The 19234-nt window shown below is 67.4% G+C and carries 20 protein-coding genes; 13 read left to right on the top strand and 7 right to left on the bottom strand.

Annotated features, from left to right (window positions below; translation table 11 throughout):
- Positions 1-97: 97 nt before the first annotated feature.
- Complete coding sequence (locus tag HWX14_RS10945; protein WP_175882732.1) at positions 98-1246, bottom strand: metallophosphoesterase; 1149 nt, start codon at positions 1244-1246, stop codon at positions 98-100.
- Between the two features lie 255 nt (positions 1247-1501).
- Here HWX14_RS10945 and HWX14_RS10940 point away from each other — a divergent pair, with 255 nt between their 5' ends.
- The 6 genes from HWX14_RS10940 (at position 1502) to HWX14_RS10915 (ending at position 8236) form a co-directional block, all read left to right on the top strand.
- On the top strand, positions 1502-1999 hold the full coding sequence (locus tag HWX14_RS10940; RefSeq protein ID WP_175882731.1) for a LysR substrate-binding domain-containing protein: 498 nt from the start codon (positions 1502-1504) through the stop codon (positions 1997-1999).
- A 298-nt stretch (positions 2000-2297) separates the two neighbouring features.
- Positions 2298-2591 (top strand): hypothetical protein, encoded by a 294-nt coding sequence (locus HWX14_RS10935; RefSeq protein ID WP_011547413.1) that lies wholly within the window; start codon positions 2298-2300, stop codon positions 2589-2591.
- Complete coding sequence (gene mdtN, locus HWX14_RS10930; RefSeq protein ID WP_175882730.1) at positions 2588-3637, top strand: multidrug transporter subunit MdtN; 1050 nt, start codon at positions 2588-2590, stop codon at positions 3635-3637. The genes HWX14_RS10935 and mdtN overlap by 4 nt, the downstream gene beginning before the upstream one ends.
- Positions 3618-5693 carry an FUSC family protein gene (locus HWX14_RS10925; RefSeq protein WP_175882729.1) on the top strand — a complete coding sequence of 692 codons (2076 nt, stop codon included), beginning with the start codon at positions 3618-3620 and terminating at the stop codon, positions 5691-5693. The genes mdtN and HWX14_RS10925 overlap by 20 nt, the downstream gene beginning before the upstream one ends.
- A complete protein-coding gene (locus HWX14_RS10920; protein WP_175882728.1) occupies positions 5680-7224 on the top strand; it encodes a TolC family protein in 1545 nt (514 codons plus the stop codon). Before HWX14_RS10925 ends, HWX14_RS10920 begins: the two co-directional genes overlap by 14 nt.
- Positions 7225-7528: 304 nt before the next feature.
- The gene (locus HWX14_RS10915; protein ID WP_010089673.1) at positions 7529-8236 is read left to right on the top strand and encodes an MgtC/SapB family protein; all 708 of its coding nucleotides are present in this window, start codon (positions 7529-7531) and stop codon (positions 8234-8236) included.
- A gap of 52 nt (positions 8237-8288) precedes the next feature.
- Here the strand turns inward: HWX14_RS10915 and HWX14_RS10910 are convergent, their stop codons facing one another.
- Entirely contained in the window at positions 8289-9008 is a 720-nt protein-coding gene (locus HWX14_RS10910; RefSeq protein ID WP_175882727.1) for an autoinducer binding domain-containing protein, read from the bottom strand.
- Between the two features lie 73 nt (positions 9009-9081).
- Between HWX14_RS10910 and HWX14_RS10905 the strand changes: the two genes are divergently transcribed.
- The 3 genes from HWX14_RS10905 to HWX14_RS10895 all read left to right on the top strand — a co-directional run bounded on the left by HWX14_RS10905 (position 9082) and on the right by HWX14_RS10895 (position 11151).
- Positions 9082-9525: a DUF4902 domain-containing protein gene (locus tag HWX14_RS10905; protein ID WP_175882726.1), complete on the top strand. Its 444-nt coding sequence runs from the start codon at positions 9082-9084 to the stop codon at positions 9523-9525.
- A 210-nt stretch (positions 9526-9735) separates the two neighbouring features.
- Complete coding sequence (locus HWX14_RS10900) at positions 9736-10344, top strand: acyl-homoserine-lactone synthase (RefSeq protein ID WP_175882725.1); 609 nt, start codon at positions 9736-9738, stop codon at positions 10342-10344.
- A 51-nt stretch (positions 10345-10395) separates the two neighbouring features.
- Positions 10396-11151: a hypothetical protein gene (locus HWX14_RS10895; protein WP_175882724.1), complete on the top strand. Its 756-nt coding sequence runs from the start codon at positions 10396-10398 to the stop codon at positions 11149-11151.
- Positions 11152-11355: 204 nt separating this feature from the next.
- On the opposite strand, the gene HWX14_RS10890 is transcribed toward HWX14_RS10895, so the two are convergent.
- Positions 11356-11646: a hypothetical protein gene (locus tag HWX14_RS10890; RefSeq protein ID WP_175882723.1), complete on the bottom strand. Its 291-nt coding sequence runs from the start codon at positions 11644-11646 to the stop codon at positions 11356-11358.
- A gap of 304 nt (positions 11647-11950) precedes the next feature.
- On the opposite strand from HWX14_RS10890, the gene HWX14_RS10885 reads away from it, so the two are divergent.
- Positions 11951-12337 (top strand): VOC family protein, encoded by a 387-nt coding sequence (locus tag HWX14_RS10885; protein WP_175882722.1) that lies wholly within the window; start codon positions 11951-11953, stop codon positions 12335-12337.
- A gap of 282 nt (positions 12338-12619) precedes the next feature.
- On the opposite strand, the gene ribA is transcribed toward HWX14_RS10885, so the two are convergent.
- Entirely contained in the window at positions 12620-13270 is a 651-nt protein-coding gene (gene ribA, locus HWX14_RS10880; RefSeq protein WP_006480964.1) for a GTP cyclohydrolase II, read from the bottom strand.
- A gap of 177 nt (positions 13271-13447) precedes the next feature.
- On the opposite strand from ribA, the gene HWX14_RS10875 reads away from it, so the two are divergent.
- Entirely contained in the window at positions 13448-13909 is a 462-nt protein-coding gene (locus HWX14_RS10875) for a CBS domain-containing protein (RefSeq protein ID WP_069619283.1), read from the top strand.
- 157 nt (positions 13910-14066) lie between these two features.
- Here HWX14_RS10875 and HWX14_RS10870 read toward each other — a convergent pair whose 3' ends face one another.
- Entirely contained in the window at positions 14067-14396 is a 330-nt protein-coding gene (locus tag HWX14_RS10870) for a DUF4148 domain-containing protein (RefSeq protein ID WP_175882721.1), read from the bottom strand.
- A 516-nt stretch (positions 14397-14912) separates the two neighbouring features.
- Between HWX14_RS10870 and HWX14_RS10865 the strand changes: the two genes are divergently transcribed.
- Positions 14913-15311: a GreA/GreB family elongation factor gene (locus tag HWX14_RS10865; protein ID WP_006486027.1), complete on the top strand. Its 399-nt coding sequence runs from the start codon at positions 14913-14915 to the stop codon at positions 15309-15311.
- Positions 15312-15486: 175 nt separating this feature from the next.
- Here HWX14_RS10865 and HWX14_RS10860 read toward each other — a convergent pair whose 3' ends face one another.
- Complete coding sequence (locus tag HWX14_RS10860; protein ID WP_175882720.1) at positions 15487-16608, bottom strand: porin; 1122 nt, start codon at positions 16606-16608, stop codon at positions 15487-15489.
- Between the two features lie 586 nt (positions 16609-17194).
- Between HWX14_RS10860 and HWX14_RS10855 the strand changes: the two genes are divergently transcribed.
- The gene (locus tag HWX14_RS10855) at positions 17195-17566 is read left to right on the top strand and encodes a YXWGXW repeat-containing protein (protein ID WP_089502001.1); all 372 of its coding nucleotides are present in this window, start codon (positions 17195-17197) and stop codon (positions 17564-17566) included.
- A 369-nt stretch (positions 17567-17935) separates the two neighbouring features.
- Here HWX14_RS10855 and HWX14_RS10850 read toward each other — a convergent pair whose 3' ends face one another.
- Positions 17936-19186, bottom strand: coding sequence for an MFS transporter (locus HWX14_RS10850; RefSeq protein ID WP_175882719.1), 1251 nt, complete (start codon positions 19184-19186; stop codon positions 17936-17938).
- Positions 19187-19234 lie beyond the last annotated feature (48 nt).

Raw genomic sequence — 19234 nt, 5'->3', positions numbered from 1 at the left:
ACCGCCATGCGCTGTCATTCGCCGCCGACAGGCCGAAAGGCAGCCGCCGTGCGCCGTGACGCGCGTTCGTATCGCGTCACGGCCGCCGCCCCGCCCTCTACTCGCCGCGCGTCAGTCGAATCAGCGTGATCTCGGACGGCACGCCGAAGCGGTTCGGCGGCCCCCAGTAGCCGGTGCCGCGGCTCGTATACAGCCACATGTCGCCGAAGCGGTTCAGCCCGCCGATCACCGGCTGCTGCAACCGCACGAACGGCGGCCACGGCAGGAACTGGCCGCCATGCGTATGCCCCGACAACTGCACGGTGAAACCCGCGCGGTTCGCCGCTTCCGCGCTGCGCGGCTGGTGTGCGAGCAGGATCTTCGCGCCGACGTCGCTCGGCGCGCCGGCCAGCGCCCGCGCGGGGTCGCTGCGATGCGCGGGATCGAAGCCGCCCGCCGTGAAGTCGGTCACGCCCGCGAGCACCGCCCGCGCGCCGCCGCGCTCGATCAGCACGTGCTCGTTCAGCAGCACCGTCAGCCCGATACGACGAAACTCGTCGATCCACGCATGCGCACCCGCGTAGTACTCGTGGTTGCCCGTCACGAGGAAGGTGCCGTGCCGCGAGCGCATCTGGCCGAGCGGCGCCGTGTGTTCGCGCAGCCGCTTGACCGAACCGTCCACCACATCGCCCGTCACGACCACCAGGTCGGCGTCGAGCGCGTTGACCGCACGCACGATCCGTTCGATGTAGGGCCGCTTGATCGTCGGCCCGACGTGGATGTCCGACAGTTGCACGATGGTCAGCCCGTCGAGCGCGGCCGGCAACCCGGCGACCGGAATCGACACGCGCTTGACCGCCGCCGTGCGACGCGCGCCGACGAACCCGATCGCGGTCGCGAGCACTGCGGCCGCCAGCACGCCGAGCGCCGTGTCGGGCGCCGCGCTGCTCCATGCGCCGTCATGCCCGAGATGCCGCCACGCGAACACGCCGAGCAGCACGATTTCGCGCAGGAACGTCAGCACCAGCAGCGACGAGAAGAAGCCCATCGCGAGCGCGCCGGCCCAGCCGACCAGCGTCGCCGCCCAACCTTCGTCGAAGCGGCGCGAGAACATGCCGACCGGAATCAGCACGACGAAACTCGCCAGCACGAGCGCCGCGATCGTGCGCGCGAGCGGCGACGCGAATGCGTCGGGAATGATCCGCATCCCGACATACAGATGGAACAGCACGCCGATTGCAATGAACCGGACAAAGAAACTTCGCATGGAACGTTCACCTTCGTTGCAGTACCGCTTCCCCGATGCGCGTCGCACGGGCCGTGATGCCTCGGGGCCGCGCGTCGCGCCATACGCACGATGGTACACAGATCCCGGCCGCGACGACGGGTCGCGGCCGGCGGTGCAGCGCCACGCTCTCGTCGATCATCCGGACGTGACGATCGACATGCAGGAGCGGCTGAACGCCGACATCGCGCACGCGGTACAGGAAAGCACGATTGACATCGGCATCGACGTGGAGACGTGCTCACCGACGGGCTGCAGGCGACGCCCTCCCGGCGCGACCGCCTCGTGCTCGCCATCGCGCTCGGCCACCCGCTCGCCGATCTGTCGTCGACGCCGTTCGTCGCGACGCTCGACCACGACTTCATCGGCCTGCCCGAGGCGAACGCGGTCCATACCTTCCTGAAACGCGCGGCCGCCGACGTGCAGCGCACGCTGCGCTGGCGCATCCCGGTCAGCCACTTCGAGACGGCCTGCCGGATGAGCGACGCGAACGTCGGCGTGCTGCCCGAAGGCACTGCGTCTCCTCGCGCTCGAAGACAACTGGGCCGACCGCCAGTTGCAGATCTGCGTCGCCGATCCCGATGCGCTGCCGCGCTTCGCGCGCGATCTCGTCGACCTGCGCGTCGCGGATGCACGCGGCCAGCCGGACTGACCGGATTCGCATGCGTTCGAGCGGCAATCGGCGGTTTGCGCGTCGATTGCCGCCGCGTCGGCACAGCAAATTCCGCTGCATGATTTCGTCTGACGATCCTTTACAGTCCGTTAGCAACCCTGCGCGAGGGGTACTGGCAGAATCGCGGCGGTCCGATCATCGCTGTCGAGACGCGCCGCCGGCCCGTTCGGCATGACCGCCGGCGCGGCCACGACCAGCCTCGGCCCATGCCGCGAACGCGTGCCGGATCGCTGGCGGTCCACATCGCGCTGATTTATGATCGGCTCCGTATCCAGGAATCGTCGTCGCGGCCCGGCCGGTCGCGACGATCCGCATTGCGCCGCGCCCGGCATCCACCCCCAACGTCGAGCTCGTCACACCATGAGAAAAACAACGCCGCGCGCGCCCCTGCGCGTCGCCGCCGTCCTGGCGCCCGCCCTGCCGCTCGCGGGCTGCGCATCGCGCGGCGCACCGTCCTACGTGCTGTTCGGCGCGTATTTTCCGCTGTGGCTCGTCAGCGCGATCGTCGGTGTCGTCGGCGCGATCGTCGCGCACCGCGTGTTCGTCGCGACCGGCTGGGCCGCGACGGTGCCCTACCAGCTCGCCGTCTGCACCGCGATCGGGCTCGTGGTCGCCGTGATCGTCTGGCTCACCGGCACGGGGCCGTTCGCATGAAGGCCGCCGGTATCGCCCGCCCCTCCGTCAAAGGCCGCGTGATCGCGCTCGCGATCGTCGCGCTCGGCATCGCGGCGCTCGCGTACGCGTACCACCGCACGACGGCCTACCCGTCCACCGACGACGCGTCGATCGACGCGGACGTCGTGCACGTCGCGTCGCCGGTCGGCGGCCGCATCGTGCAGCTCGCCGTGCATGAAAACCAGCGCGTCGCGAAAGGCGACCTGCTGTACGTGATCGATCCCGTGCCGTACCGGCTGACGGTCGCGCAGGCGCAGGCCGACCTCGAACTCGCGCGCGCGTCGCTCGACACGCGCCACCGTTCGCTGATCGGCGAGCGCTCGAACGCGTCCGTCGCCGCCGAGCAGGTCAAGCGCGCGACGCAGAACTACGATCTCGCGACGCGCGACGTGAACCGCCTCGCGCCGCTCGCCGCGCAGGGCTACGTCAGCGCGCAGCAGTTCGACCAGGCGAAGGTGCGCCAGCGCGACGCGTCGGTCTCGCTCGCGCAGGCGCAGGAGCAGCAGCGCGCGTCCGCGCAGACGATCGGCGACGATGCCGACGCGATCGCGACACTGCATGCGCGCGAAGCCGCGCTGGCCCGCGCGCAGCATGCGCTCGACGACACGGTCGTGCGCGCGCCGCACAACGGGCTCGTGACGGGCCTGAGCGTGCTCCCCGGCGAAACCCTCGCGCCGAACCAGTCGATCTTCACGCTGATCGACGCGAGCGAATGGTTCGCGGTCGGCAATTTCCGCGAGACGTCGCTGAACCGCATCGCGGTCGGCGACTGCGCGACCGTCTATTCGATGATCGACCGCGACCGCCCGATGACGGGCAAGGTCGTCGGCATCGGCGCCGGCATCGCGGACAGCGCGCGCATCAACCTGCCGCGCTCGCTGCCGATCGTGCAGAACTCGGTGAACTGGGTGCACGTCGCGCAGCGCTTCCCCGTACGCGTGAAGCTCGACGAACCCGACGGCAAGCTCGTGCGTGTCGGCGCGAGCGCGATCGTCGAGGTCCGGCATGGCTCAGCCTGCCGCTGACGTTCGCGCGCCGGGCCCGCGCGAAGTCCTGCGGCTGCTCGCGCCGTTTCCGGGGCGCATGGCCATCGCCGTGCGCGTCGCGCTGATCTGCGCGCTGACTGCGCTCGTGACGGCCGCGTACGGCACGCCCGAAGCCGCCTTGTCCGCGTACGTCGTGTTCTTCATGATCCGCGCCGACCGTGTGACGAGCGTCGTGCTCGCGGCCGCGCTGCTGCTGATCGTCACCATCGTGATCGGGCTCGTGCTCGGCATCGCGATCTTCAGCATCGACTATTCGATCCTGCGGGTCGCGTGCATGGCCGTGCTGTCGGTCGCCCTGCTGTACCTGACTTCCGCCAGCAAGCTGCGCCCGGTGGGCGCGATCCTCGCGATGATCGTCGGCTTCGGGCTCGACCAGCTCGGCCTCGCGCCGTTCGGCGAAGCCGCCACCCGCGCGCTGCTGTACATCTGGCTGACGATCGCGATCCCCGTCGGCGTGGCGATCGTCGTCAACCTGCTGATCGCGCCGTCGCCGCGCAAGCTTGCGCACGCGCAGCTCGCGAAGCGGCTGCGGCTCGCCGCACGGCGACTGCGCGGCGACGACGATGCGCGTGCCGCGTTCGACGCGAGCCTGCGCGAAGGCGACAAGCCGTTGCTCACGTGGCTGAAGCTGTCGAAGCTCGAAGGCTCGTCGAGCGCCGCCGACGTCGCGGCGCTGCGCCAGGCCATCGCGTCGAGCACCGCGCTGATGGTCGGCGTCGCGCTGGCCGATCGCGAGCCGGACGCGCGGCTGCCCGATGCGTTCGCCACGCCGATCGCCGCGACGCTCGACGACATGGCCGCCATTCTCGAACGCGGCGGCTACCCGGTCGACGTGACGCTCGCGCTGCCGCCCGCCAACGCGCTGCCGCCGCTCGCGCGCATCGCCGCGACCGATCTCCAGGCAGCGATCACCCATTTCGCAGAGCCGGGCGCGACAGCGCCGACGGCCCCGACGGCCGATGCAGCGGCGCAGGCTTCGGCCGACGCAACGCCCGCCGCCGCTGCAGCCACGCCCGAAGCACCTGTCGCCGCGCCGGCACCGGCCCCACGCGGCGGCTTCTTCCTGCCCGACGCACGCACCAATCCCGACCACATCCGCTATGCGCTGAAGACGACCGCCGCGGCGATCTTCTGTTACCTGCTGTACTCGCAGCTCGACTGGTCGGGCATCCATACCTGCGTCGTCACCTGCTACATCGTGTCGCTCGGCTCGACGGCCGAAACGGTCGAGAAGCTCACGCTGCGGATCTTCGGCTGCATGATCGGCGCATTGCTCGGCACGGCCGCGCTCGTGTTCGTCGTGCCGGCGCTGTCGTCGGTCGGCCACCTGATGGCGCTGGTGTTCGCGGGCGCGTGGCTGTCCGCGTGGGTCGCGTTCGGCTCGCCGCGCATCGCGTATGCCGGCTTCCAGATCGCGTTCGCGTTTTTCCTGTGCGTGATCCAGGGCGCCGACCCCGGCTTCGACCTGACGATCGCGCGCGACCGCACGATCGGCATCCTGCTCGGCAACGTCGTCGTGTATCTCGTGTTCACACGCATCTGGCCCGTCAGCATCGGCAAGCAGATCGACGTCGCGTTCGCCGCGCTGCTCGACCAGTGGCGACGCATCGCGCAGATCGCGCAGCCGGCCGAACGGCGCGCGCTCGCCGCCGACGCGTTCGCGCGTCACGGGGCGATTTCGCAGGAACTCGGGCTGGTCCATTACGAACCGTCGTGGGTGCGGCCGGCCGCGACGTGGCTGGCCACGCGACGGCGCGCACTCGCGGAACTCGGTGCGCTCGAAGGCCCGCTGTTCCTGCTCGCCGAACGCAATCCGGGCGACGCGGCGATCGGCGCGCAGCTCGCGCGCGTGACCGAACCGGCCGATGACGAAACCGCGCGCCGCGCGAATGCGCCGACACCACCGTCGGGGGCCGCGCCCATCGACCCCGCGCGCGACGCGCTGCTGAACCTGATCGACGCGCGGCTCGCCCATCTCGCCGACGCCGCCCGTCAAGCCACACCGAAGGAGCCTGCCCCTCATGCGCCCACCTGAACCGCCGGCCGCGTCGATCGCCGCCGCCGCGCTCGCGACCGCCGTCGCGCTGGCCGGCTGCGCGACGTCGTCGATCGATCTGGCGCCGGAGGCGTCCGACCGCCCGTGGCAGCCGCAAACGTCGGCCGCGGGCGAGATCGTGGCGGCGCCGCCGCGCGCGTCCGCGCAAGGTGCACACGACTACACGCTGCCTGCGTCGCCGGCGCTCGCGTCGGTGTCGCCGCCGGCCGCGCTCGATGCCGCGCATGCGTACACGCTGCCCGAACTGATCGATCTCGCGGAATCCGCGAACCCGCTGACCCGCATCGCATGGAACGACGCGCGCAACGCGGCGCTCGCGGTCGGCCTCGCGAAGTCCGCCTATCTGCCGCGCCTGTCGGCGACGGCAATGGGCGCGTACCAGGCGAACCACGGCTCGACGTCGACGATCCTCGGCGATTCGTCCAGCAACACGACCGCGCACGGGACGATTTCGGCGCTGTCGCTGCAGTGGCTGCTGTTCGATTTCGGCGGCCGAGCGGCGCGCGTCGAGGCGGCCGAACAGGCGTCGATCGCGTCGAACGTCGCGTTCACGGCCGTGCACCAGCAGGTGATCCACGACGTGACGGTCTCGTACTACCGCTACGAAGCCGCACGCTCGCGCGCGCTCAGCGCGCAACAGGGCCTCACGAACGCGGATGCGATCCTCGCGGCGTCCCGCGCGCGGCTCAAGCACGGCGTCGGCACGGTCGTCGAGCTCGCGCAGGCGACGCAGAACCGCGCGCAAGCGAACCTCGCGCTCGTGCAGGCGAACGGCGCCGAGAGCGACAGCTACCTCGCCCTCGTCTCCGCGCTCGGCATCTCGCCGCTGTCGAAGCCGACGATCGCCGCGCTGCCGAAGCGGCCGCTGCCGCCCGCGCTCGGCTCGTCGGTCGACGCGATCGTGTCGGACGCGATCGCGCGCCGCCCCGATCTGCAGGGCGCATTCGCGGTCGAAAAGGCCAATCGCGCGAAGATCAAGGCGGCGGAAGCCGCGTTCATGCCGAAGGTTTTCCTGTCCGCGTCGACGTCGTATGCGAGCGGCGGCACGTCCATCTCCGCGCTGCCCGCGATCGGCGACCAGGCGCCGACCGTCAACCTGAACGGCAGCCGCTACGGCGGCGGCGTGTTCCTCGGCGTGACGATTCCGCTGTACGACGGCGGCCTGCGCTCGGCCGTGCTGATGCAGGCGCGCAACGACGCGGAAAGCGCATCCGCGCGCCTCACGCGGACCAAGGAAGAAGCGGTGCGCCAGGTCGTCGCCGCGCAGAACGCGGTGCAGACGAGCCTCGCGTCGCACGACGCCGCGAAGGCGCTCGTCGAGGCCGCGCAAACGAGCTACGACGCGGCGCTGACCGCGTACCGCAACGGCGTCGGCTCGGTCACTGACGCGACGATCGCGCAAAGCCAGTTGCTCGCCGCGCGGAACGCGGAAGTCGACAGCTATGCCGGCGCGTTGTCGGCCGCCGCCGCGCTCGCACTCGCGACGGGGACGATCGGCTCGGCGCAGTAGCGCCGCCGCGACGCGGTTGACGCGGGCGCGCGCCGCCCACTAGAATGCCGCCCATTCTTCCTTCAGGAACCATCGTGGACAGTTGCAGCACTCCGTTGCGTGCGCCGCTTGCCGCCTGAACGCCTGTCCGCCGCAGTTCTCCTGCCCCGGCTCGCGTTCCGCGGGCCGCACGCCATCCGTTTCACACTGAATGACGCATTCGCGCGGTACAGTACCGCGCGATGACGGCTAGCGCCGCGTCGCCTCCGGCCTTGCGCCGCGGCGACGCGAGCCGGCATGCGCTTCTTGCACGGCAGGACAACCCATGACTTTCGATTTCGCACTCCGTCTTTTCACCGCGTTCGCCTGCGGCGTCGCCATCGGCCTCGAGCGACAGATGCGCCAGCGCACGGCCGGCCTGCGCACCATCACGCTCGTCGCGAGCGGCGCATGCCTGTTCGTCACGCTCGGCGTGCTGACCGGCAACGGCGTCGCGGGCGTCACGCAGATCGCCGCGTACGTCGTGTCGGGCGTCGGCTTTCTCGGCGGCGGCGTGATCATGCGCGACAAGGGCTCGATCCAGGGCATCAACACGGCCGCGACGCTGTGGTGCTCGGCCGCCGTCGGCGTGCTGTCCGGCTCCGGCCACTACGTACCCGCGCTCGCCGGCACCGGCGTCGTGCTGCTCACCAATACGGTACTGCGCGGCGTCAGCCAGGCCATCAACGCGACGCCCGTCTCGAATGCCGATCTCGTGCGCGAATACCAGATCACCGTGATCTGCCTCGCCGCCGACGAAGTGCACATCCGCACGCTGCTGTCGAATTCGATGTATGCGAAGCCGCTGTCGTTCCAGAGCCTCACGAGCGAGGACGTGCCCGACCAGCCGGACCGGCTGAAGGTGACCGCGACGCTGAAGCTGCATCCGAAGGATCAGCAGAAGCTCGAACAGATCGCGAGCCGGATGAGCATGGAGAAAAGCATTTCCAGCGTGAGCTGGACCGCGAAGGAAGCGGAACCGCTGATGGAATGAACGGCGACGCGGCCGCCGCATCCGGCACCGCCCGCGCCGCCGTCGCGTAACGTCAGGGCGCTTCGATGAGCCCGGCCGAGATCGCCTTGACGACCGCCTGGACCTTGTTGGTCGCGCCGAGCTTCTCGAGGATGTTGTTCACGTGGAAGTTGACCGTGCGCTCCGAGATGCTGAGGATCTGGCCGATTTCGCACGCGGTCTTGCCCTCGGCCGTCCAGCACAGCACCTCGCGCTCGCGCGCGGTCAGCGTGACGCCCGCCGCGGGCGACAGCTTCGGCACCATGAAGCGGCTCATCAGCGAGTGCGACAGGTTCGCGAGCCAGTTCGTCTGCAGCGTCAGCATGTTGATCTCGGCCGGCGTCAGCCGGTCGGCATGACGGGCGATGCTCAGCAGGCCGAACGCGCCGCGCGCGGCCCAGCTCGACTGCGCGACACCCACCGACAGCCCGAAATCGCGCGCGTCCTGCCACAGCGGGCACGGGTCGATGTTGTCGACGTCCGGCCAGACGATCATGTTGGTGCTGAGCGCGCCGTCGCGAACCGTCGAGTCGATCTCGATGTAGTTCTGCGCCTGATAGTGCGCCATCCAGCCGTCCGGATAGGTATTGAAGATGGCGACCGCCGGCTTCGAAACGGGCAGCGGTACGCGAATGCCGTAACAGCAATATTCGAATCCCAGCCGCCTGGAATAGGCGGCGATCCGCTGGAAGAGCTGCTGCTCGTCTTCCGCGGCGCTGAATTGTTGGTAGGCATCCTGCCAGCGCAGTTCCATTCTTTCTCCGACAACGTCACGCTGTCATACTTGTCAGGTTCCAGCACCCGTTCGAGGCTGATACATTCCGCGCATGACTTCACCCTTGCTGCACCCTGTCCCCGGCCCGTCCCCGGACGGCTACGTACGCCTGTCAGAAGGCGCACTGGCCGCACTCGTGCTCGACCATGTCGCGAGCGGCCTCGATCCCTCGCTGCTGGCCGAACTGCGCGACAACGCGATCGACGCCCGCCTCGCCGGCTATACCGAATGGCATCGCGCGGCCGGTGCCGGCGTCGCCTACGTGACGGTCGGCTGGGACTGGTACCTCGAACGCGCGACCGGCACGTTCGTGATCGCGGGCGGCGACGTCCGCAGCAACGTGATGGCCATCGACGCCAAGGGCGCCGACATCGGCATGTTCCGCACGGCCGCCGCGCTCGCCGCGCGGCTCGCCGCCATCGACTGGCCCGCCGCGGTCGTGTCCGCCCTGCTCGGGCACAACGACGCCTATCATGCCGGTCCCACGCTCCAGTGACAACTGGCCGCGCATTCCTCTGACGATTTTGCAAGACTGGCGCTCTTTATAAGCAAAAGCCGGCCGGTTTTCAATCCCGTCGATCAAGAAACCGTTACCACCCCGCAAATGGCGTCTTTACGCCGCCACCCTGTAAGAGTTACCAGTTACAGGCTCCTCGTGCCGCGCGCTGTAATGCGTGCATACAAAAGCACAGATCCGAGGACATCCATGCAGACCTTCGTTCACGAGGAAGGGCGGTTGCCGCACGCACTCGCGGCGGATCTCGGGCGCTACCGGCGCCGCGTATTCGTCGAACAGCTCGGTTGGGCGCTTCCGTCGGCGAACGAGAGTTTCGAGCGTGACCAGTTCGATCGCGACGATACCGTCTACGTGTTCGCGCGAAACGCCGCCGGCGACATGTGCGGATGTGCGCGCCTGCTGCCGACGACGCGCCCGTACCTGCTGAAGTCGCTGTTCGCCGACCTGGTCGCCGAGGACATGCCGCTGCCGCAATCGGCCGCCGTCTGGGAACTGTCCCGCTTCGCGGCGACCGACGACGAAGGCGGCCCGGGCAATGCCGAATGGGCCGTGCGCCCGATGCTCGCGGCCGTCGTCGAATGCGCGGCGCAGCTCGGCGCGCGGCAGCTGATCGGCGTGACGTTCGCGAGCATGGAGCGGCTGTTCCGCCGGATCGGCATACACGCGCACCGCGCAGGCCCGCCGAAGCAGGTAGACGGACGCCTGGTGGTCGCGTGCTGGATCGACATCGATCCGCAAACGTTTGCTGCGCTAGGAATCGAGCCGGGGCAAGCCGCCCGGCAAGCTATCGCCGCCTGAGCCGGAACGCACGTTTCCGTCCGGGCGGCATCGTAACGAAGGAGAACCAACGTGGACCAGTCCCAGGTCTTTCGCGCGATGATGCCGGGGTTGACGAGCGCCGGCGGCGCCCGCATCACGGTCGCCTACCCGTCGTTTCCCAGGCCGTTGCCGCTCGTGCGGCTCGACCGCCGCGGGCTCGTGTTTCGTGCGGCCGGCGCCGCGCCGCTCGTGTGCGGGCTGCCCCGCCCGGCAACCCTGCTGGTCGCGGACGAGCCGCTGTGCTCGCTGCGCCTCGTAATCCGCGACGTCGCCGCGACCGGCGACGGCCGGCACGACCTGACGATGCAGCCATCCGGCGCCGCCGGCGACGAATTGCTGTGGCACGCGCTGCGCGACCGCGAACCGTATCGGCAGATTCGGCACCCGCTCTCGCCGGTCGCCTCCGACCGCGAACCGCATGCGGCGGCGGCCGGCGAAATCGCGGCGCGCCCGTCGCGCAGCGCGGCGTTCCGCCTGCCCAGCCACAGCGACGCGCTGTTCTTCGCGGACTGGCTCGAATATCACTTCGACGAATTGCGCGCGCTGTCGCAACAGCACGGGCCGCAACTGCAGCTCAATCAGCTCGAACGACAGGTCGACGATGATGAAGTCGGCGTGCGTTTCGTCTACGACATCGACGGGCACGCGACGCGGCACGCATTGACCGACTGCGCGCGCGAGGCGTGTGCATGGATCGAGACGGAGATGCGCAGCAAATACGCGCTGCCCGTCGCGCAGGAGCGGTTCGGCGCGTTTGCGGCGCCCGCACGCGCCGCCGGCATATGAATGAGGCCGTGCCGCGCGCCGCCGCAACGCGGCGTGCGCGGCGGCAAGTTGTGCGGATACAACGAGGGCTTACAAACGTCCGGGTTTTCCCTTAAATTTACGTCTGTCTCCTCCATGTCTCCAAACATGGATTCAGCCCGCTCAAGCAGCGGGCTTTTTTATTGCCTGAACGGTTTTCGGGGCCAAATCACGCGCCCCGTCTGGCTAGCCCGGTGGACGTACCCCGGTCGGTCGCAACCAGTAGTGGTGCACCGCAAATATCAGCGCGACCGCCACGACAAGCGCCAGCAGCAGGTACAGCCAACCTTTCCGGGTCGTCGGCACGTCCGTCAGCGCACCGACGTCGCCCGTCAGCGCCGCCAACGCGACCATCGCCAGTCCGGCCAGTACCAACGTTCCCTTTGCCACCCATCCGAAAGCGGCCTCGAGTCCCGCCGCCCATCGCGACTGACGATAAGGTCCGGCAACCGGTCGACGAAGATCCGGCTTACCCATTCGTCGTCTCCCGCCAGGTATGCGCGTCTCGGCACGTCGTGCGGCAGGCGCAGCCGAACGCATGAATTCGAAGGTCTTGCAGATGGGTGACCGCTGCGACGCGGAGTGCACACACTACTGGATCGAGAAGCGTCATGTTTCTTCTTTCACGAGACGAGGCTCGACGGTTCGATTCGTTTTAGCCGGAGCGAATCGATATCGTCCGATACGGCGAGTATCGCCCGAAACACGATGCGCTCGCGTCGCGCAATCCTGATCGGCCGGCTTATCATTGACCGGCCCGCCACTTCCCGCCGAGGTCATCTTGCACGCCCATCTGCGCATTGCCCGCCCGGTCAACAACCTCGCCCGCACCGAACGCATGTATCGCGACGGCCTCGATCTGTCGGTACTGGCGCGCTTCGAGAATCACGACGGCTTTTCCGGCGTGATGCTCGGACGCGAAGGCCTCGACTATCACTTCGAGTTCACGCACTGCCCCGACCATCCGATCGCGCCGTCGCCGACGCCCGAGGATCTGATCGTGTTCTACCTGCCCGATCGCCCGGAATGGGAAGCCGCCTGCGAGCGCGCGACCGCGCACGGCTTCATGCCCGTGACGTCGTTCAATCCGTACTGGGAAATATCAGGCCAGACCTTCGAGGATGCGGACGGCTACCGGATCGTGTTGCAGAACGGTACGTGGCGCTGACGGGCTGACGCGCGTGAGCGGTTACACGTCGGCGTGGCCGTCGGAGCGTTCGTGCCTGTGCATCCGCCGGTCGTCAGCGACGCAGCGTCCACGCATTCGGTTTCGATTCGACGGCGCGATCGTTACGCGAGTACGGAACGGACGGACGCCGCGCGCAACGCAGCTGACGTCACAAGCCCGGTACTGGAACGCATGAGGGGGAGACGATCGCGATCGTCGCGTGTACCTGCCACGATCGGGACAACAGATGACGAGAAACGGGCGCTAGCGCGCCCGCTCCTGTTACTCGTTCTCTTCGAAGTAATGCCCGAACTTCGTCTGCTTCGTGCGGATATACCGCTCGTTTTCCTCGCGCACGGGCACCGCGAGCGCCACGCGCTCGCAAACGGGAATGCCGTGCTTCACGAGCGTATCGAACTTCTTCGGGTTGTTGCTCATCAGCCGCACCGACGTCACGCCGAGGATGCGCAGGATCGCAGCGGCCGAATCATATTCGCGGGCGTCGTCGGGCAGGCCGAGATCGAGATTCGCCTCGACGGTGTCGCGCCCCTGCTCCTGCAGCGCGTACGCGCGGATCTTGTTGCTCAGGCCGATGCCGCGGCCTTCATGGCCGCGCAGATACAGCAGCACGCCGCGGTCTTCGGCCGCGATGTAACGCAACGCGAGATCGAGTTGCTCGCCGCAATCGCAGCGGTACGAGCCGAACACGTCACCGGTCAGACATTCGGAATGCAGCCGGGTCAGCACGGACTGCTCGCCCGTCACGTCGCCCATCACGAGCGCGAGATGTTCGGCATCGCTGCCCGATACGCGAAACGCGTATGACGTGAACGTACCATAGCGCGTGGGCAGCGACGCGGTAGCGACGAGCGTCACGCACTCGTCGGCCTGGCCATTGCCCGGCGTGGGCGATTGGGGACGCGAAGACATCATGAATTCAATCGAAACGTTCAGGAATGTAGGAGTTATGTGGATGGTGCGTGACGGGAGTTTACCGCTAATCTGGAAACGTCACGCGACTGCCGCCGCCCGCCCGGCTATACTGGGCTCACCGGGTGACGCGCATCACGCCCCGCCTGCCCTGCATCGACCTGCACACGGAGAAAGCGAATGAGCACGACTGTCGCGCAGATTCTCAAGGCCAAGCCGGATTCGGGCCGCACCATCTACACCGTCACGAAGACCGATCTCGTCTACGACGCCATCAAGCTGATGGCGGAAAAGGGCATCGGCGCACTGCTGGTCGTGGACGGCGACGACATCGCAGGCATCGTCACCGAGCGCGACTACGCGCGCAAGATCGTCCTGCAGGACCGCTCGTCGAAAGCCACCCGCGTCGAGGAGATCATGACGGCGAAGGTGCGCTACGTCGAACCGTCGCAATCCACCGACGAGTGCATGGCGCTGATGACCGAGCACCGGATGCGCCACTTGCCCGTGCTCGACGGCGGCAAGCTGGTCGGTCTCATCTCGATCGGCGACCTCGTGAAGAGCGTGATCGCCGATCAGCAGTTCACGATCAGCCAGCTCGAACACTATATCCACGGCACGCCCAGCGTCACGTCCGCCTGATCCGCCCAGCAAAAAAGGCCCAAACGCGTCAGCGTCTGGGCGGAAAGCCGCCGGCATGCGGCGACGGAGGTTCTGCTCCTGCGGGCGAACGATGCGCGCGACTCGCGCGCGTCTCGTCAACTCAGCGGTGCGCTCGGGCAGACCCGGGGACGTTCAATCAGTTACCGAAGTACACCGAATTCACGGGATTCGGCGCTTCGCGCGTCACGCGGCGGCCGCCTTGCGCGGCACCGGTTGCCACGGCGCCGTACCCGCTCGTGTCGGCTTGCGCGAGCATCGGCTGGTTCGGCTGGATGCGCTGCTCGGCGGCCTGGATGTCGCTCGGATATTGCGAATCGCTCGCCAGCGGCTTGTAGCCGTTCTGCTCGAGTTGCACAAGTTCGCCCTTGACCTGAGCGCGGGTCAAGCCCTGCTCGGACTGCGCGAACGACGCGATCGGAGCGGCAAGGACGGATGCGGCGATGGCTGCGTAGATGATCGACTTCATGATGATTTACCTCCGGAATATGTTCTCTTTTGACGTCGCCCCGGCAGTGACTGTCTGAAGCGATTGAATTCAGTGTAGTGCGCGCCATTCCAAGGGGAAACCCTTAGTTTGAATATACAGCGTTGCGTTTTTGGAAAAAATCGCCCACTGTTTCCGGACAGGGCCGTTGCAACTTACTTCATCCACACAACAATCGCTGACGAAACGCCAACAGTCGGATCACATGTCCGGAAGGTTGTGTTGTAGAATCGTAAGGTTTTATTCGCCAGTCGATATTCCATCCACCATGTACGCGCTCACGCCCCTTTCGGTTTCGCCGTCCGGCCCGGCCGGCGTGCGCGCGTGCGCCGGCCAGCCGGCACATCCCGTCGCTCGACGCACGGCCCAGGCACCGCTCGCCCCTGCCCGGCGCCTGATCTGACCGCTCGGTCTCCACCCGGAGCCAGGTTAGACAGGCTCCGGGCGATCCTCATAGGCACGCCACGCCTGCCCCTGCCGATCATTTGGAGAACCACCATGAAACAACGCCTTTACCAGCTGACCGAACTCGACGTCGCTCGCCTCGAAAAGCACGCCGAGCACAACCCGCGCTTCCAGACGATGCTCGACACGCTGCTCGAGCGCGCCGATATCGTTCAGCCCGACGCCATCAAGGCGAACGTCGTCACGATGAACTCGCAAATCACGCTGCTCGACGAAGCCACCCAGGAACAGGCTACCTGGACGATTGTTTATCCGGACGCCGCCAACCTCGAACTCGGCCGCCTGAACGTCTTCTCGCCCGTCGGCATGGCGCTGCTGGGCACGCAACGCGGCCAGATGGTCAAGGTGATGCAGCCGAGCGGTGCCGAAAAGCTGATGAAGGTCGCCGCGATCGTGTTCCAGCCGGAAGCCAACGGCGAATACACGCGCTGAGCCGCCGGCGACCCGCCGCGCCATACGGGCGCAGAACGACAAAAGCGAGGCACGAGCCTCGCTTTTTTGCGTCCGGACGATCCGGATTATCGCCATCGCGCTTTCCGCACACGAAAAAAAGGCGCCCGAAGGCGCCTTTTCGATGCTGCGAAGCGGGTTACCCCGCCCGTCACGCTTAGAAGCGGTGACGCAGACCAACCGTTGCTGCGGTTTGGTTGATCGACGAGCTCGGCAGGTTGTTGTTGAAGCTGTCGCCGTTGTAGATCGACGCGCCGATGCCGTTCTTCGCTGCACGCTGGTACACAGCTTGTGCGTAGACGTCCGTGCGCTTCGACAGTGCGTAGTCAGCTTGCAGGCCGAACTGGTTCCAGTGCGTGCTGCCGTTGTTGATCTTCGCGTTCGTGTACGTGTACGCAGCGCCCAGGCCGAGAGCCGGCGTCAGGTTGTACTTCGCGTTGACTTCGTAGTTGTCGGTGCGCAGCGTGCCTGCAGCGACAGCATTGTTGTCGAGACGCGCTTGCGTCCATGCAGCGCCGACTTGCGCCGGGCCGAATGCGTAGCCAGCAGCAGCACCGTACGTGCGGACGCGGCCTTGGTTAGCGATGCCACCGATCGCCGACGACGTCGCGCCGTTTGCGTTCGTACCGTCACCCAGGTTCGCTTGCGAGTATGCAGCAGCCAGCTTCAGGCCTTGGAACTGGTATGCGGCACCTGCGCTGTACGCACGGTTGTTGCCGAAGTTCGTGTTGTTCGAGAACGAGTACGTGCCGCCGAATTGCAGGCCGGCGTAGTTCGCGCTCGTGTACTTGATCGTGTTGTTTTGTGCGACGTCGCCGTTCGTGCTCAGACGGTCGAGGTTCAGCGGGTGCGCGAAGTACGTGCCGCCCCACGAGCCCGTTGCCGTCAGCGGCGCCAGGTAGTCTTGCGTTGCGTCATACTGCTTACCCAGCGTGACCGTGCCGTACTGGCTCGACAGGCCAACGAAAGCCTGGCGGTTGAACATGCCGCCGTTGCCGTTCGCGAAGCGGCCGTTACCGATGTTGAAGCCGCTTTCCAACGTGAAGATTGCCTTCAGGCCGCCACCCAGGTCTTCCGAGCCGCGCAGGCCGAAACGGCTCTGGTCAATGCCCGAACCCATCGCCCAACGCGACTTGCCAGCTTGGCCGAGTGCCGGCTGGACGTTGCTCGTGTAGGTGATGCCTGCGTCCAGCACGCCGTACAGCGTGACGCTGCTTTGCGCGTGAGCGACGGTAGCGAACGATGCTGCAGCTGCTGCAACGATCAGAGTCTTGTTCATTCGTGGAGCTCCCTTCTAAAAAGAGGCAGGTCTCGCGACCTTGTTCATAAACGGTCTGCAACCGCCCGGGAGCGCCATCGGTCCTGCTGGCGGCGCCCGGATAGTTGCCCGTTTGGGAACCGTGAGTTTAGGGGTGTACCCTAGGGGAGCGATCCGCAAATAAAGAAATAAGCTTTTCCAGAACTAGAAATAATGAAAGTGGGGCCGCGTCATAAGTATTTGTTTTAACGTTTGTTTTTGACTTCTTGACGAGGGCTTTTTGGAGGCTTTCATCGCACCATTCTTACATGTCATCGTCTTGACGGTTGCATAGAAACAACAAACGGATTCGGTTCGGCACCCCCAAATCGGCAATTGTTACCCGACTCGGTCTCAAATATTGGCCGTTCCGCATCTAAAACGTCCCCGTCGACCCGTAAACAAGGCGCGACGCCCGTACGGCGGAAAGATCCTGTCAGCCGCCAGAAAGGAAAAGGCGGCCCGCGCCTGCCGTGACACTCGGTAACAGCCTTGACCGCCCGCGTAACCCGGCGCGCGTACCGGCAGGCTAATGTAAGGCGGCCTCGAATACAGAACAGGAACCACCATGAATCGACGCTCGTTGCTGCGCGCCATCGGATTGACCGCCGCCTTCGTCGGCACCGGCTGGCTGCGCGCCGCCTCGGCCCAGCCCGCCCCGCCCGTGTACCGGCCGTCCGGCCCCAACCGCGTCCCCGGCGGGCCGCCCTATGCGGATCGCCCCGGCTTCGCGCCGCCGGCGGCACGCCACGATCGTCGGCCGCCACCACCGCGGCCGCACGGCTATATATGGACGGACGGCTACTGGCGCTGGCAGCGCGGCCGCTATATATGGGTGTCCGGCCGCTGGGTCGCGCGGCGCCCCGGACGCCGCTGGGTGCCCGGCTACTGGCGCCGCCAGGGGCCGGTGTGGGTCTACGTCGACGGCTCTTGGCGGTAAGCAGCAGCCCGGTTCCGGCCGATGAAGGTCCGGAGCCGGGCCGCGCGCGAGAGCCGGCGCCGTCCGCGCCACGGAATCATGCGGTACGGCAGCCGCGCTGCGGTCAACACATCGTCTGTGTCGCCGTTCCGACGACATCGCGTTCGGATCACGAAATCCCGCCATGCGGTGTGAATGCATCCGCCCATGCTTCGACCCGTCGCGCTCGCCTTCCGCATGCCGCCGGCTAACGGACCAATGCGCGCACCGCGCTCAGCACCCGCCCCCTTCCATCTCGTTCGCACGACGACGCGCCGCGCGGATCGCCCCGTGATGTTCGTCGGCCCACCGGATCATCGCCGCGGGCAAGCCAACGGGCATGCGAGCCGCCTACGACAGCGCGGCCGTTCGCGCACCCGGCCGCGTTCTGCCGTACGCGGCCATCATCGCGAAGCTGAGCAGGAACCCCGCGCCGCCGATCAGCAGCAGCCCGGTCTCGCCGAATACCGGCAGCAGGTTCGTCAGCGCGCCCGTCACGACCCACGCGACCGCCATCACCGAGCCCGCGACGCCGAGCGCCCAGCCCTGCCGGTCGTCGCTGACGGCGTCGGAAAACGCCGTATACATCGTCGTGTACGCAACCATGTCGAAGCAGCCGACGACCATCGCGAGCGCCCACAGCACCGGTTCGTGCGGAAACAGCGCGGACAGGATCTGGCCGAGCCCGGCCACGAGCAGGCCCGTCTTCGCGATATCGATCACGCGCCACACGCGCAGCATCAGCCGCACGACGCACAGCAGACCGAACACGAAGCAGATGCCGATCACGCCGCTGAACAGCCCGAGCCGCGCGCTCGTATAGCCGAATTTCGCCTGCAACAGCAGCATGATGGTCTGCAGGTAGAGCCCGTAGCCGACCTGCATCAGGAAGAACACCACCGACAGGAACGCGACGTTGCGCTGGCGCGCAGCCTCCCCGATGATCCGCAGCGGCAGCAGCGGATCGATGCGCGTATCGCCGCGCGGCGCGGCGGAATCGCGATACGACGCCCAGGTCCAGCACGCGCAGATCAGCGACAGCGCGGCGACCAGCACGAACGGCGTGCCGTAGTCGAACAGCGGCGAGATCGTCCGGTCGGACGTGAGCCCGCCGAGCACCGGGCCGACGATCACACCCGCGCTGAACGCGAGCGACATGATGCTCATGTTGTACGCCTTCGTGTCGGGCGTGCTGAGATCGGTGATGGCCGCCTGCGCGATGCCCTGGCAGCCAGCCATCAGGCCGGTGAGCCCGCGGCCGGCCAGCAGCAGCGCGACGCTCGCATGCCACGCACCGGCCGCCATCATCGCGTAGCCGGCCGCGAGGCCGAGCACGCACAGCAGCAGGATCCGGCGGCGGCCGTAGCGATCGGACAACTCGCCCATCAGCGACGAGCCGAAGAACATGCACAGCGGGTAGATCCCGTAGCCGAGGCCGAGATAGAAATTGCGCGCGTGCGCGCCGGCGTCGGCCGGCAGGATGCCCGCGTGCGGATCGCTGAAGATCGCGGACATCATCGGATAAACGAGCCCGAATCCCATCGCGTCGAGCGCGATGGCGAGCAGGCAGGGGCCGAGCAGCGTGTAGTCGAGCCGGGACATGGCGACCTTCCGGACAGAGTGGATGATCGCCCAAGCGTAATGACCGGG

The organism is Burkholderia sp. BCC0044, from assembly GCF_902832955.1.
Classification (GTDB): domain Bacteria; phylum Pseudomonadota; class Gammaproteobacteria; order Burkholderiales; family Burkholderiaceae; genus Burkholderia.
The sequence above is the reverse complement of the archived record's forward strand: the minus strand, read 5'-3'. Positions and strand labels throughout refer to the sequence as shown.

Coding starts and splice junctions, on each gene's coding strand:
- HWX14_RS10945 (WP_175882732.1), bottom strand. CDS start 1,246: ATGCGAAGTTTCTTTGTCCGGTTCATTGCAATCGGCGTGCTGTTCCAT.
- HWX14_RS10935 (WP_011547413.1), top strand. CDS start 2,298: ATGAGAAAAACAACGCCGCGCGCGCCCCTGCGCGTCGCCGCCGTCCTG.
- mdtN (WP_175882730.1), top strand. CDS start 2,588: ATGAAGGCCGCCGGTATCGCCCGCCCCTCCGTCAAAGGCCGCGTGATC.
- HWX14_RS10925 (WP_175882729.1), top strand. CDS start 3,618: ATGGCTCAGCCTGCCGCTGACGTTCGCGCGCCGGGCCCGCGCGAAGTC.
- HWX14_RS10920 (WP_175882728.1), top strand. CDS start 5,680: ATGCGCCCACCTGAACCGCCGGCCGCGTCGATCGCCGCCGCCGCGCTC.
- HWX14_RS10915 (WP_010089673.1), top strand. CDS start 7,529: ATGACTTTCGATTTCGCACTCCGTCTTTTCACCGCGTTCGCCTGCGGC.
- HWX14_RS10910 (WP_175882727.1), bottom strand. CDS start 9,008: ATGGAACTGCGCTGGCAGGATGCCTACCAACAATTCAGCGCCGCGGAA.
- HWX14_RS10905 (WP_175882726.1), top strand. CDS start 9,082: ATGACTTCACCCTTGCTGCACCCTGTCCCCGGCCCGTCCCCGGACGGC.
- HWX14_RS10900 (WP_175882725.1), top strand. CDS start 9,736: ATGCAGACCTTCGTTCACGAGGAAGGGCGGTTGCCGCACGCACTCGCG.
- HWX14_RS10890 (WP_175882723.1), bottom strand. CDS start 11,646: ATGGGTAAGCCGGATCTTCGTCGACCGGTTGCCGGACCTTATCGTCAG.
- ribA (WP_006480964.1), bottom strand. CDS start 13,270: ATGATGTCTTCGCGTCCCCAATCGCCCACGCCGGGCAATGGCCAGGCC.
- HWX14_RS10875 (WP_069619283.1), top strand. CDS start 13,448: ATGAGCACGACTGTCGCGCAGATTCTCAAGGCCAAGCCGGATTCGGGC.
- HWX14_RS10870 (WP_175882721.1), bottom strand. CDS start 14,396: ATGAAGTCGATCATCTACGCAGCCATCGCCGCATCCGTCCTTGCCGCT.
- HWX14_RS10865 (WP_006486027.1), top strand. CDS start 14,913: ATGAAACAACGCCTTTACCAGCTGACCGAACTCGACGTCGCTCGCCTC.
- HWX14_RS10860 (WP_175882720.1), bottom strand. CDS start 16,608: ATGAACAAGACTCTGATCGTTGCAGCAGCTGCAGCATCGTTCGCTACC.
- HWX14_RS10855 (WP_089502001.1), top strand. CDS start 17,195: ATGAATCGACGCTCGTTGCTGCGCGCCATCGGATTGACCGCCGCCTTC.
- HWX14_RS10850 (WP_175882719.1), bottom strand. CDS start 19,186: ATGTCCCGGCTCGACTACACGCTGCTCGGCCCCTGCCTGCTCGCCATC.